The organism is Crenobacter caeni, assembly GCF_010435965.1.
Classification (GTDB): domain Bacteria; phylum Pseudomonadota; class Gammaproteobacteria; order Burkholderiales; family Chromobacteriaceae; genus Craterilacuibacter; species Craterilacuibacter caeni.
This window is the reverse complement of record NZ_JAAGAA010000012.1, coordinates 80,123-93,177: the sequence shown is the minus strand read 5'-3', so window position 1 is coordinate 93,177 and position 13,055 is coordinate 80,123. Positions and strand designations below refer to the sequence as shown.

Sequence of the window (13,055 nt, the reverse complement as noted above, 5' to 3'; positions counted from 1 at the left end):
CGGCCAGTACCACGCTGCCTTCCTGTCTGCGTTACAGAAGACCGCACTCTTTCACATACGCACTATCCTGACCAATAACGGCAGCAAGTGCACCGATCGCTTGTCCAACTGCTCGATGCAGGTCAGTGGCGATCGAACTCCGACTCACCCAACCGCGCATGCCGCAGATAAACGGAATGATCGAGCGTTTCAACGGCCGGATCAGCGAGGTGCTGGCCACGCACCGTTTCGAATCGGGCCAGGATCTCTCGACCACGCAGGAGCGCTATGTGCTGCTCTACAACCAGCATCTGCCGTAGTTGGCCCTGCAACACCGGACACCGATTCAGGCCATGAAGGAGTGGCAGAAGCAGCGTCCGGACTTGTTCAAGAAACGTGTTTGCAATCGCCCGGGACTGGACACCTATTTCTATGACAAATCGCCTGCTTGCCGCAGCTCTTGTTGCGGGATTTACCCTCGCTCCGCCGACCTATGCCGGCACATATCCTGATGATGTTCCTGCACTGGGCTATTCGCCGGCCAACATGGATAGCAGCATCAATCCGCGCCAGGATTTCTATCGCTACGCCGCTGGCAACTGGCTCAAGAAGACCGAGATTGCAGCCAGCGATTCGGACGTAGGGGGTTTTGTATTGCTGGGACACAATCTGGAAAAGCAGCTGCTGATCCTGATCACGGAGGCTTCCAAGGTAAGCGACGCACCCAAGGGCAGCCCCCGTCAGCAAGTGGGTGACTTCTACAGGGCGGCCATGGACAACGCACACCGTGATGCCATCGGCCTCAAACCGCTTGAGGCCGATATGAAGCGCATCGCTGCGGCAGGTGGCACGCCGGCCGACTATGGCCGTCTCGCCGGCCGGCTACAGGTTGCGGTGGGCGGCTCGCCACTGATCATGGCCGGGGCCATGGCAGATGCCAAGGACAGCAGCACCGGTGTCATGGTGCTGGCACCCGGCGCGCAACTGCTCGAACAGGACGAGTACGCCAGGCCCGAGCATCAGAAGTTGCGCAACCTGTATCACAGGTACATCGTAGCGATGCTGCACGGCACCGGCGAGTCCATCGATACCGCCAAGACTCAGGCGTCCAGGATCCTGACGATGGAAGCGCAAGCGGCGGGCGCGATGATGACGCCGCTGCAGCAGCGCGATCCGGCCAACACGTACAACATCATGACACTGGATCAGGCGCAGGCGCTGGTGCCGGCGCTTGACCTGCGGGCCTATTTGGCCGAATTAGGCATCGCCGTACCCGCACGGGTTCAGGTGGTGGATATCAACGCCATGAGGGCGCTGCAAAAAATGCTGACCGAGCGTCCGGTCGATGAGGTCAAGCTGCTGCTGCGCTGGTTCTTGCTGGCCAGCCGCGCCTCGGAGTTGGGACAACCGTGGCGTTTGCAGGAAGAAGCGTTCACGAAGGAGCGCAAGGGCCTGAAGATTCCGCCCGAGCAGAAGCAGGTCGTCACCCAGCAAATTAGCGCGCAGCTGTATCACCCGCTGTCGCAGCTGTATGTGCAGACCTACTTCCCCGATTCCACCCGGCGTGACATCACCGAGATGGTCGGGCATATCAAGGACGAGTTCGCCACCCGCCTGCGCCGCAATTCCTGGCTGGACGAGGCGACGCGCAACGCTGCGCTGGAAAAACTCAGCAAGATCGACATCCAGGTTGGCTACCCCCAGGGGTGGGTCGATTTCAGTGGGCTCGATATTCGCCCGGACGACCATTTCGGTAACGTGCAACGCGCCAATCGTTTTGCGTTCTTGCGGGAAATGGCGCAGGTTGACAAGCCCGTTCTGAACAACCGTTTTGCCGTGGCGACCAAAACCACGCCGATTGCGGTGAACTCCGCCTACAACTTCACCACCAACACCATCGATATTACGGCGGCCATTCTTCAACCGCCGTTTTATAAGCCAGGTGCTGATCCTGCCGCCAACTACTGCGCCATCGGCGGTGTGATTGGGCATGAGCTCACCCATGGTTTCGACAGCCTTGGGCGTCAGTACGACCCGCAGGGCAACTTGCGCGACTGGTGGACGCCGCCGGCGAACGCCGAATTCAAGCGGCGCACCGACGTGCTGGTTGATCAGTACAGCCACTACGAAATCCTGCCCGGCCTGATGCACAACGGCGCCATGACCGTCACGGAGAATACCGCCGACCTGGGCGGCATCACACTCGCGCATGCTGCCTTGAAGCGCTCTCTGGCTAAAAATCCGATACCGGACGTGGATGGACTCAACGCCGATCAGCGCTGCTTCGTTGCCTGGACGCAGATGTGGGCCTACAAGGCACGTTCGGAGCGGCTGCGCTACCTAGTGTCGGTCGATGTCCATGCCATCGCATCAGTGCGGGCCGTCGCGCCTCTGTTGCATCTCGACGCCTTCCACAAGGCTTTTGATACGAGGCCGGGCGACCCGATGTGGCGGGCCCCCAAAGATCGCGTGGTTATCTGGTGATGTCTGGCATGACAGCCAGGATCTCTCGGTCTGCCAAGGTGCAGCTTGCTGCGTGCGCCCTGATCGTGTTGAGCGCGGCAGGCTGGACGAGCACGGCCAAGGCTACGGGAGACAAGCTGCCAGAAATCGAGCGCGCCAGAGCCGAACCCGCGCAAGTGCGTGTCCAGGGTGATACGGTGTACTACACGGGTAATTTCTCGAAAGCGAGTTCCGCGGCCTTCGACGCCGCGGTGGCTGGTATCGCTCGCGGTCAGATCACCCGTCTGGTCATCAGCTCCGGCGGCGGCGACACCGTCGCCGGCCGCCATGTCGGGCGCTGGGTCAGGGATATGGGATTGGTCGTCGAGGTGGATGTCATCTGTTTTTCGTCCTGCGCCGATTACATCTTCCCCGCCGGACGTGCGCGGGTAATCCGTACCGATGCCTTCGTCGGCTGGCACGGCAACGAGCGGACGTTCCATGTGCAGGCCGCACGCAAGGGCATAAGCCTCGCAGAACAATTGGCTCAATATGTCCCCAAGGACGCATCGCCCGAGCAACGAACGGCCTTCTTTCGGGATTTTGAAGAGACGACAAAGGTGACCATGAAGGACGAGGCGGACTTCTACTCGCAACTGGGCCTCAACGATGCCTTTGCCGTGTGCGCGGTTGGTGATGTTCTGGAGAAACGCCCTGGTTATGCCAAGCAGATCGGCTGGGGGTTTGCTATCCCGGACATGGCGCGCTTCGGAATGACCAATACCGTTTATCTGGGTGACGGATCGTACGAAGACTCCGCCCGTTTCCAGAAGTACCTCGTGCGCATCAGCGCCGACGAATGTCAGGCAATGCTGAAATGAAGCAAAGCTCATCAAATCGAAGAAAGCATCCTTATGGCAAGTTTCATCGGTAGCCCGATCCGCAACGAAGAGCGGTTTGTCCGGCTGGAAGATCCCGCGCCCGACTTCCCGTTCTATAACGGGGTGCCAGTTTCCATTTCGGGAAGGCAATGGCTGTTTGTCATGGCCATGGTCGTTGCCGGCTTCCTGTTGCTGGCTTCACCCATTGACTGGCCAGATGGCGCATTCTGGAAATTCCTGCCGGCGATCTTGATGCCCGGCCTGCCTCTGATCGCTCTGGCTTACGTTGCGCCCGGTCACTGGAAGGCCATCTTCGGCAAGGTAGGCGGCCGCGAGGTGAAACTGATGTTCGGTTTTGCGCTGCTCAACATTGTCGTCAGCATGATCGTGGGTGCCATCGTCATGGCACTGTTCGGAGCCACCCCGAACAGAACGACAGCCGAGTTGGGAGGGTTTGACACCGCAGGGCAAATTGCGTTTTTTGCCAAGATCATCCCGCAACTGCTGGGCGAGGAAGTCATCACGCTTCTGCCGTTTCTGGCACTGTTGCAGTGGTTTTCGAAAGGCTTCGGCATGGGAAGAAAGAGCGCAATCATCTGTGCCTGGGTGATAACGTCCGTTTTCTTTGGCCTAATCCACCTACCCACCTACGACTGGAACTGGATCCAGTGCATCGTCGTCATCGGCTCCGCACGCATGATGCTTACGCTGCCGTGGATTCTGACCAAAAACATTTGGGTATCCACCGGGGCCCATATCGTTAACGACTGGCTGCTTCTCGTGATGACTTTGCTGGGAGCCAGTCTTGTCGGCAAGGTCTGAACAGTTATGTCAATTCGTAGCGGAAACAACGCAAGCAACTTCAGAAACGACGCCGGGGTCGTATTAGTCATCGACAGAAAAGGTTGAATGTCATGAAGAAAAAACTCGCCATCGCCATTGTTATGATCTTTTCGGTACATGCGTCCGCTTACGCGATCAATGCCAAGTACAGGCAACAACTCGAGCGCTCCGGTTGTACGCAAGCAAGCGAAGCGCAGGGGTGCGACATCACCAAGACGAAGGAAGAGAACGCCAAGATGGGTTTTGATACTGGCATTCCCGCCGAAAAGGCCAAGACCTCAAGCCAGACGCCTTATGCCGGACAATGGGTTGCCGTCGGCCCAACCGGCGGCACGGTCGCCACTATTCGCATCGACGAAAAAGAACGGGTTTGGGTCAACGGCAAACCTGTCAAAGCCAAGCGCACGGACGGTGCGCTGGTATTTCGCCAAGGCGTGATCACTTACACCATTCAGGGCGACCGTCGCTTGAAGGGTAAGGATGTCTGGCACAGTTCCGATGCCGGAACCTCCGGGAAAATCGTTTCCGAGTAAGGGCCGCTAACAAAAAACTTGTCGATAAATCGCAGGAAAATCAAGGGGCTGTCCAGCTTGAGCAGGGCGTAATGGGTATCAAGTCGCCGTTCGAAACGGATGCGCAGTTTTCCGAAGCCAGCAAGCCACGCATGGGTACGTTCAACGCCCCAGCGATGTAAACCCAATTTCTCGCTGCTTTCGACGCCGCGATGGGCAATGCGCGCCAGGGCGCGGAGCGAAATTCTGCTTATCGCCCGCAGGCTGGGTGTGACGATCTGGAAACGCTGGAGTGGCTACTACCGGCGTAGCTTGGTCAAAACGAAGATGCGCTGTTTCAAACGGCTAGGTGAGCGCGTCATGGCTCGGACGTTTGAACGTCAGGTGGCAACTCCGCCACGGCTTATCAGCCCGACCATACGGTTCAGGCTGGATGCGGCGAATGGGGGCAACACAGGTGGCACGGTTGGAGGAGGTGACTACGCCGACTTGATTCGTGATTTGGCAGCCCGCTACGGGAGGTGTCTTGATCTGGATGATCTGCGCGAGCGGTTCGAAGAGCGGGTTGCCATCGTTGCCGAGTCCGAACCGGAAGCCGTGGCAATTAAAACCGCGCTGACTGAGATCGAGACTTTGATGCGGACGTTGGAGTAACGGGCTACCGCCCCGTTGCCAAGCGTTACGTAAGTGGTTGCCTCACGTTACTTTACGAGTGACGCATCATGGTTGCGTCACGGAGGCAGGCAAGCCAGGGAAGCCCGCTCAATCCCGCTTTAGCTAGGCGGGGTTTTTCATTCGAGGTATGGGAAAGTATGTCAAGTATGGTTCTTCAGGCAGGTCTTTCCTTACATCAGTGGATGGGAGAGTCAGCTTCTCGACTTACTAATTTTGGCCAATAAGCAGGCATGCCCCTTCGGAAAACTAGCGGAAGCTTTGGCCGACGATCTGACGCTGCCTACCCAGGTTGGCTGCTCGTCGGCCAAAGCAGACAGCAAGCGGAGCGCTTTCACTACGTCTTTATCCTCAGAAAAGTCAGTTAGCCCCGACGCCTTTGGAAATATTCTCTTAGGCGTTTGTAGCTAGCATCTTGTGCAAAAATTGGCGCTGCATTCGAGATTTCGTCCAAGCATTGTCCCAACTCTCGAGGAGCCCACTGCTGGTCTGCAATCACTGCATCTAGCAGCTGTAATGCCTCGGCAGGGAACCGTCCGCACAAACCGGATTCGAGCAGCAGGCGTACGACATAGTCCGGGTGTTCGATCGGTTTTAGCCAGTCTTGTACCGCAGTCAAGGCTGACCGGAATTCTCCTCGGGCCGCGATCACCAAATGAGTCAAAGAATCGGCAATTCGCGGGGTAGCCAAATTGCGAGATTTTGGCCAGACATGTTGCCAAAACGGCTTGGCACGATTTTTCCAATACTCCTCACGCTGATCCGCCGCACCTTCAAGCGCTTGGGAGAGCGCCTGCGCTGACTTCTCCAGACCTTCTTGCGGAAGAGAACCAATCGCAGAGCGGAACTCCTCCACGGTGTATCCATCGGTCTGGTCCAATGCTGCATAGGTCAGGAGTCTCGCGAATTGCTGGCGGTGCTTGCCAAGATCGGTATAGTGGTTAGCGCTATCAAGGAACTGCGACTTGAAGGCTATCAACAACGGCTGGTACAAGCGCGGCGACCAAAGGAAGCCTTCCCACGCAGCCTTGGCTTCAACGGGATTGCACCAGTCGAACAATGGCAGCAGGTTCTGTTCGGTCCAAGGGCGATCCACGCGGAAAAATGCGATCAACCTCGAACCCATTAACACCCGGCCGTGGCGGAATCGATCTATCTGCGCGTTGCACAGTGTGGTGAAAATGGGCTTCAAGTCACTAGGAATCAGATCGTTATCATTCGGGTTCTGCTTGAACCACAGGTTGATCAGTGCCTGCGTGACATGCCCCACCGGGTGGTTAATGGCCTCCGTAACAGGTTCATCTATTGGCTCGCCGTTACGTGTCATCCCAGTACCCGCATCAATTGACAGCGCGAGAACGCGGCGGCACAACTCCAGCAGGATTTCCTCGTGGCGGTTGATCGACTTGGATGCAGCTTCAATCCACCACGTTACACTGTGGGAAATTTCCCGAAGGACAGCATCGGGCATGGTCCGCACTATCGGTGCCGCATAGCACCACATGCGCTGGACCTGTTTCCCATTGCTCCATGCATACAGAGCATCACTCCAGCGACTATGAAGCCAATTTCCCCGCGCCGCTAAATCAGCGAGGGCAAACAAACAGTTCAAAGAGTGCCTATTGCAGGCGTCACGCCAAGTGTCTTCATAGAACGGTCGCCGCTCTGGCATCGGCTTTGTGAGCCATTGCACCAGTTCCCGCCGCTTGCGGGGGGCAATGTCGACATCCCGACTGTCCTCGTAGTCCGGATCACCGGTGCCACTCATCCAGTGCGAGAACTCGTCACGCTCGTTCGTCGCCAGTTGCCATTGTGGGTAGGCATTGGAAATTTCCGCCAATCGTGCCGCTGCAGACGCTCCCAGTACGACTCCTGATGTGTTCAGTTTGGCCAGATGCAGCCAGACCGAGCGGGCCACCAAGTCTTGCCACCGATCATCTTCCAGATCGTCTCGGTACCTCTCACGTGGCGGGCCCGCCAAAATGGCTGTCTCCAGGCGTTGCTGCTCGGCTCCAGCCAGATGCCGCCCCTGCAACACGAGCAACCTGAACACCTCCCGCCCCGTATCTGTGGACCACAACCACCACGCATCATCGGCCAACAACCAATTCACCCATTGCTCGGGTGGGATGCAATCATCCTGACTGGCAGCAAACAAGGCCAGACGTTTGAAGGTGGAGTACGTCAGTTCAAACCAGTTCTGCGCGATGCGTTTGGCGCGCGCACTGTCGTTGGCACGAACCGCAAGCCATGCATCGCGCAGCAATTCAATCAGGCTCACCCAGTCGTGGAACCCGCGATTCTGCCAGTGGGGCGTGATGGATGGCAGATCCCAGTGTGATCGATCGCTATGGTCGTCGGCCTCGCCCAACTCACGCAGCAGATCCAGTGCGTCACGCAACAACTGTTGAAAATCATTCAGCAGTTCTGGCAAGGCCGGCGTCCAGTGCTCGTCAGCCAAATCGCGCAGGGTTGAATGCACGTGATCAGCGGCCAGTGCGAGCTCCCAATCCACCAGTTGCTTGATCCGTGTGGGCTCGTCAGCGCCGCTCGAATCGTCCTCTCCCCAGCGAAATGGTTTCTTCAAGACAACCTTGGGCGCGAGCAATTCACGCAACTCCAGACGCAATGTGGCGGTCAGTCCTTCTCGCTTAAGGCGTCCTTTCCATCGATACAAATCGGGATCGTGCCACGGCGATTTCACCCGGCCACTAAGCAGAAGGCGCCACAAAGTGCGCATCAGTGGGCTAGGAATGGCCTTGGGTGCGTATAAGCGGATTTCATCAAGCTCGGAGGTTTTTCCCTCACGTTCCAGTGAAGCAAAGCGATCCAGCTCATGTTCAATTAGCCACAGCCAGCGATCGTGCAACTGACCGCCGCGCTCCGCAATCCAGATGATCAGCCTTGGATCATCTAGGTGTCGCACCAGCCATCGGGACAGATGGGACATCACGTCATCCCACTGGCTACCAGTGATGCCACCAGAGGCAAGCAGCATCGGCGGTGCACGGTCATAGGGCGCGGGCCGTCGAATGAGGCTGAAGCGCAGCTTGGTGTCCACTTCGTCACGGGGCGGCACGCCAAAGCGAGATAGGTCGCTGTGCCCAAAATGCTCATGCGCGAAGGGTTCCAGCAGCCAGTCCAGTGAAGGAACAGGATTCAAATCGGCAAAACGTTTCGCCGGCAGACCTGATTTGTCCGACAAAGCCCAAAGCATCCGCCCGACGAAATCGTCCTGCTGCGTGCTCTCCTGTGGGCGTGTCAGGGCGTGTTTAACAACGATGGCTTCTTTGCCCTGCACACCGTCACGATAGGTTTCTGCCCAAGCGTGCAGGGTCAGGTGCAGCGCGGAATGGTCATAAGTGCCAGCGGGCACGGTGTAGAGAATGGGGGTGACACCCTTGGCTTCCCATTCGATGGTTTTCCGGTGCTCTTGCCCCGGTTCGCAATCGCCCAGTGCCCAAGCCTGAGGTGTGATTTCGCCCAGCATCCGGTCAGCCGCCAGCGCATCCATCATGTAGCGCAGCACTGGGTCGTTGATGCTATAGCCCACAAAGCAGACCACGTAGTTGCGGAACAGCTCGCTCACAAAGCGTGCCGCCCAGCGTTCAGTCAGATACGCCAAGCCGAAATCACCGCTGGTCACAACCAGACGGTTCAGGGCTGTGTCGTCCAGTTTTACGGGCAGCAAGCCGTGCAGGTAGACCAACCCGTTCCAGCGGCTGTTCTTTGGAATCGGCAGCATCGGAGCTGCGTGGGCCTGGAACATTTGGCCTGTGCGTTTGGCCGCCACGTGAAAGATGCGGTCGAAGTTGGTGGTGACCAGCCGTAGCGCCCCCTCGCGGCTGCGAGCCAGACGCAACAGCGCCGCCTGCGTATCGATAGCACCCTTGCGGCGGAGCTTCGGCTTCAGCGCCTGCGCTAGCGCTCGACGGACGGCCAGACGCTGGCCCGGCAACCGCCGCTCCAGCAGTTCAAGCGTGGCGTCGAACTGTCCCCGCTCAAAGGTCTCGTGCTCGATGTCCCGACGCGTCGTCCCGTTCAGCCGATAGATCTGATCCACCAACCTCTTGAAATCGGGCAAGCCAGCGGGAATGGAAATGCCTGCCCCGCAGAAAAACACTACGCGGCCTTCCTCGTGTGCCCGCAAGAGTGTGTCGGGGACGTCCGGGCCATTTGTGACGAATTGCATCTCTTCTGCTGCCTGTCCAAAGCTTATAAAAGGACGCCCTTTCTCCCGAGATCTGCTATTGGGAGCCCAGATTGACCAGCCGCGTCCGGCTAACAGCAAGCATTGTATATATTTGGCATTGAGTAATGCTATGGCGAGCGCGTCCGGCTGTGGCGTCAGCCTAGCCAGCTCTTCCCGCCACAGGTCGGCCGGGCGGGCCTGCGTGGTGGCCAGGCTATCGCAAATGCGGATGCGGATTCGAAGGAAGAACAAGGCCAGTGAGTTGGTATCGACTCTCTGGTCGAATTCCGCACCATAGGGGCGGCCCGGCTGTCCTTTCCAGGACGGCAAGCCACCGCAGAATCATGCTGCTATGGAGCGCCGCACTCGGCTGAATCTGCTCCGGTTCTATAACTGTCTAGTCCTGGGCGATTGCAAACGCGTTTCTTGAACAAATCTGGGCGCTCTCCAGCGAAGCACGTAGCCGATCAAATTCATGTTCGCCGCTGGCCTGCTTCTGGCGGTTGAACAGGCGGACTGTGAACTCGCTGCCGTTATCGGTCAGCATGGTGCGTACGAGACAAGCTGCCGCCTTTTGACGCGCAGACAGGAAGGCGCGGGCGGTGGCGACCGTCTTGTGCGGTTTGATCAGCACAAAGACTCGACGGGTGGTTCGGTCGATTGCCACAAACAGATAGCGTCGTGCCGACTTGTCCGGCATCTGCGGCAAGTATTTTGCGTCCATATGGGAATGGCCGGGGTCGTACGCTTTGAACAGCTTGTGCGTCGGCCGGTTAGGTGTTGGCTCCAGATCGTGCAGGCTACCTACGCCGTGCCGGCGCGGCGACGATCCAGGCCAGAGCGAGACGCCGCCGGATTGATGGGTTTGCTGGAGTTGCACCGACGCAAGCGTCCGCCAAATGGCGGACTTTTTTTGTGCTTGCAGGGGGGGCTTGAGCAGTGTGCAGTTCTACCGAGCTTGGCAAGAAATGTTGAACCGGTGTTGGAGCCGCGCAGAAAATGAAACGGGGCTTCCATGTCTGGAAGCCCCGTGGATACTGGTGCCGGCTGCAGGATTCGAACTCGCGACCCCCTGATTACAAGTTTAAAGTTGCCCATTTCTACGGTTCCCGCCTAAACTCTACAAATCCCGTGCAAGCCTTATTCTACAAGGCTTCACGACAATAACAACCTCTACGCCGTCCTACTCGGTTTGGCCGATTTTTAGCCAAAATGTTGAACCGATGTTGAACCGGTGTTGAACCGATGTTGAACCGTGGAGTGCCAAATGGGCGAATCTGTGAAGTTCACAAAGACCGGCGTGAAGGTGCTGCCGGCTGGTAAGGGAAGGGTTGACTACCACGACACCGAAAGCCCGCTGAGCATCAACGTAACGCCTGCCGGAACTCGGACGTACTACTTGATCAAGCGAATCGGCAGCAAGGTCGAGCGCATCCGCATCGGTCGGGTGGATGAAATGCACCTGCCAGACGCGCGCGCCAAGGCAACCGAGCTGTTGAACGAGATCGCCAAGGGCGCGAACCCAGGCGAGGCGAAGCGCGTGGTGAAGGGCGAGCCGACGCTGGCCGACCTGTTCGAGCAGTTCCTTGAAGGACGCCGCAGCAAGACCGGCCGCGCGCTGGCGGATAAGACCGTCGAGAGCTACCGCGACTCATGGCGGCTGCACTGCCAGAAGATCGCGGACAAGAAGCCGACGCAGGTCAGCGCCGACGACATCGAGCGCCTGTACCGGACTGTCGGCGCCAAGTACCCGACGACCGCCAACCGACTGCGCGCCATGCTCTCGAGCATGTTCTCCTGGGCGAAGGCGTCCAAGCTGGTCAGCGTCAATCCCGTGGCCGATGTGCCGAAGGCGTTTGAGGACGTGGAGCGCAAGCGATTCCTGAACACTGCCGAGGTGTCGGCGTTTCTGGCATCGCTCGACGTCGAGCCGAAGCTATGGCGGGTGTTCTTTACCTTGTCACTGATGACCGGTGTACGCCGCTCGAACATCGAGGCTGCCGCCTGGGATCAGTTCGATCTAGACGCCGCCGCGTGGTGGCTGCCGACCACGAAGAACGGCGACCCCCAGCTGGTGGCGCTGGCGCCAATGGTGGTGGACATGCTGCGCGATTGGCGGGCAAGCGGCGAGTGCCACGGGTCGGATTGGGTGTTCCCGTCCAGGAGCGCGAGCGGGCATGTAGAGGAGCCGAAAACCGCCATGCGCCGCATTCTGGCGCGCGCTGGCATCGAGGACTGCCGCATTCACGACCTACGGCACACCATCGCGTCATGGATGGTATCGAGGGCAGGCGTGTCGCTGACGGTGGTAGGCAAAGCGCTGAACCAGAAAACACAGAAGGCCGCAGCGCGGTATGCACACGTTGACGTTGACCCCGTGCGGGCAGCGCTGGCGTCCGCGAGCGAGGCGATGCTATTGGCGAAGAAAGGGGCGGGGGATGAGTGACGCAATCACGGTTTTGGCCGATGAGATGCAGCATCGCCTTCTAGCATCAACAAGCGCAATGGAGAAGTTCGCGTCCGTGTTTGCCGTTGCAGCGCAAAAGCAACGCGATGGCGTCATTCCTACCGACTGGAGTGATGCTGGCGATGAAACCATTGCCGACTTTATGGCCGTGATGAATACAGAACCAGTTGGAGGTGTGGTTTTTGGTGTCTTGTTAAATCTAGGCTTTGCCCGATGCAAGGATTTTGACTGGCACCGTCGGATGCAACACTTGGCGGAGGCTCACGCGCTGGTATGCGCCTTACACCGAGAGTTTGACGATCAAGACAGCTTGCGCGCTTGCAATGAGCGTTACACCGAGCGTGGCGCGCGATTTACGAGGGATTACCTTGCAAGCATCCGTGATGATGGTTTTAAACGTGGTGTCGAGCGCGCAAAGACCGCCACGGCGAAGAAGGGCGCTGCAGGCCGCGACATGAAATACGCCAAGGCGCGCGAACTGTTCTTCAAGTGGTGGGATGCACAGCCGGCAGCCAAGACGGACAAGGACAAGATCGAGGCTTTCAGGCGCGAGCATTTCAAGCCTGCCAATGATGGCGGGTATCGGTGGGTTGAGGCCGAGGTTCGCATGTCAGACAGTGAGTTCCCGAGAACCGCGCGCGGCTGGATCAAGAACCGCAACAAGTGACCAACACCGGCACCAAGGCAAACCCGCTTCGGCGGGTTTTTTTGCGTCTGGCGTTTGAGGTTTGCCGGCAAACCGCGCGTTTACCAGCAAACAGGATTTTTGCCAGCAACCCCGCGACATGCTGGCAAGCCGGCTGATGTGTTAGTGAGTTCGACCGAACATGGCGTCACTCGATAACGAACGATGAAAGGAAGTTAGCCGTGATCGCCAATGACGAACTCATGCATGAAGAGCAAACCGCCGCACTTGTCGGCGTCAAACCCACCACGCTGCAGCAATGGCGCTGGAGCGGCAAGTACAACCTGCCGTTCGTGAAGGTTGGCCGGCTGGTGCGCTACCGGAAAAGCGACGTGCTCAAGTGGCTTGAGTCCCGTACCCAGACCATCGCTTAAGGAGGCGC

The 13,055-nt window shown here is 58.4% G+C and carries 9 protein-coding genes and 3 pseudogenes; 9 read left to right on the top strand and 3 right to left on the bottom strand.

What is annotated here, in order from left to right:
* Positions 1 to 116 precede the first annotated feature (116 nt).
* The 5 genes and pseudogenes from GZH52_RS16895 to GZH52_RS13350 all read left to right on the top strand — a co-directional run.
* Positions 117 to 395: pseudogene (locus GZH52_RS16895) on the top strand (integrase core domain-containing protein); the annotation flags it as partial.
* A 16-nt stretch (positions 396 to 411) separates the two neighbouring features.
* Complete coding sequence (locus GZH52_RS13365) at positions 412 to 2,463, top strand: M13 family metallopeptidase (RefSeq protein ID WP_163317037.1); 2,052 nt, start codon at positions 412 to 414, stop codon at positions 2,461 to 2,463.
* Between the two features lie 8 nt (positions 2,464 to 2,471).
* Complete coding sequence (locus GZH52_RS13360) at positions 2,472 to 3,302, top strand: hypothetical protein (RefSeq protein WP_163317036.1); 831 nt, start codon at positions 2,472 to 2,474, stop codon at positions 3,300 to 3,302.
* Between the two features lie 33 nt (positions 3,303 to 3,335).
* Positions 3,336 to 4,124, top strand: a complete 789-nt coding sequence (locus tag GZH52_RS13355; protein ID WP_163317034.1) for a CPBP family intramembrane glutamic endopeptidase — start codon at positions 3,336 to 3,338, stop codon at positions 4,122 to 4,124.
* A 92-nt stretch (positions 4,125 to 4,216) separates the two neighbouring features.
* The gene (locus tag GZH52_RS13350) at positions 4,217 to 4,678 is read left to right on the top strand and encodes a hypothetical protein (RefSeq protein ID WP_163317032.1); all 462 of its coding nucleotides are present in this window, start codon (positions 4,217 to 4,219) and stop codon (positions 4,676 to 4,678) included.
* A gap of 14 nt (positions 4,679 to 4,692) precedes the next feature.
* Here the strand turns inward: GZH52_RS13350 and GZH52_RS13345 are convergent.
* Positions 4,693 to 4,881, bottom strand: a pseudogene (locus GZH52_RS13345) (IS5/IS1182 family transposase); the annotation flags it as partial.
* Positions 4,882 to 4,888: 7 nt separating this feature from the next.
* Here GZH52_RS13345 and GZH52_RS13340 point away from each other — a divergent pair.
* Positions 4,889 to 5,044: pseudogene (locus tag GZH52_RS13340) on the top strand (IS5/IS1182 family transposase); the annotation flags it as partial.
* Between the two features lie 649 nt (positions 5,045 to 5,693).
* Here GZH52_RS13340 and dsr1 read toward each other — a convergent pair.
* The gene (dsr1, locus tag GZH52_RS13335; RefSeq protein WP_203525758.1) at positions 5,694 to 9,851 is read right to left on the bottom strand and encodes an anti-phage defense-associated sirtuin Dsr1; all 4,158 of its coding nucleotides are present in this window, start codon (positions 9,849 to 9,851) and stop codon (positions 5,694 to 5,696) included.
* 67 nt (positions 9,852 to 9,918) lie between these two features.
* Positions 9,919 to 10,401: a DDE-type integrase/transposase/recombinase gene (locus tag GZH52_RS13330; protein WP_163317028.1), complete on the bottom strand. Its 483-nt coding sequence runs from the start codon at positions 10,399 to 10,401 to the stop codon at positions 9,919 to 9,921.
* A 387-nt stretch (positions 10,402 to 10,788) separates the two neighbouring features.
* Here GZH52_RS13330 and GZH52_RS13325 point away from each other — a divergent pair, with 387 nt between their 5' ends.
* From GZH52_RS13325 to GZH52_RS13315, 3 genes are all read left to right on the top strand, one after another.
* Positions 10,789 to 11,967, top strand: coding sequence for a tyrosine-type recombinase/integrase (locus tag GZH52_RS13325; protein ID WP_163317026.1), 1,179 nt, complete (start codon positions 10,789 to 10,791; stop codon positions 11,965 to 11,967).
* The gene (locus GZH52_RS13320; protein WP_163317024.1) at positions 11,960 to 12,655 is read left to right on the top strand and encodes a hypothetical protein; all 696 of its coding nucleotides are present in this window, start codon (positions 11,960 to 11,962) and stop codon (positions 12,653 to 12,655) included. Before GZH52_RS13325 ends, GZH52_RS13320 begins: the two co-directional genes overlap by 8 nt.
* A 200-nt stretch (positions 12,656 to 12,855) precedes the next feature.
* Positions 12,856 to 13,047 carry a helix-turn-helix domain-containing protein gene (locus GZH52_RS13315; protein WP_203525757.1) on the top strand — a complete coding sequence of 64 codons (192 nt, stop codon included), beginning with the start codon at positions 12,856 to 12,858 and terminating at the stop codon, positions 13,045 to 13,047.
* Positions 13,048 to 13,055 lie beyond the last annotated feature (8 nt).

Coding starts and splice junctions, on each gene's coding strand:
- GZH52_RS13365 (WP_163317037.1), top strand. CDS start 412: ATGACAAATCGCCTGCTTGCCGCAGCTCTTGTTGCGGGATTTACCCTC.
- GZH52_RS13360 (WP_163317036.1), top strand. CDS start 2,472: ATGACAGCCAGGATCTCTCGGTCTGCCAAGGTGCAGCTTGCTGCGTGC.
- GZH52_RS13355 (WP_163317034.1), top strand. CDS start 3,336: ATGGCAAGTTTCATCGGTAGCCCGATCCGCAACGAAGAGCGGTTTGTC.
- GZH52_RS13320 (WP_163317024.1), top strand. CDS start 11,960: ATGAGTGACGCAATCACGGTTTTGGCCGATGAGATGCAGCATCGCCTT.
- GZH52_RS13350 (WP_163317032.1), top strand. CDS start 4,217: ATGAAGAAAAAACTCGCCATCGCCATTGTTATGATCTTTTCGGTACAT.
- GZH52_RS13325 (WP_163317026.1), top strand. CDS start 10,789: ATGGGCGAATCTGTGAAGTTCACAAAGACCGGCGTGAAGGTGCTGCCG.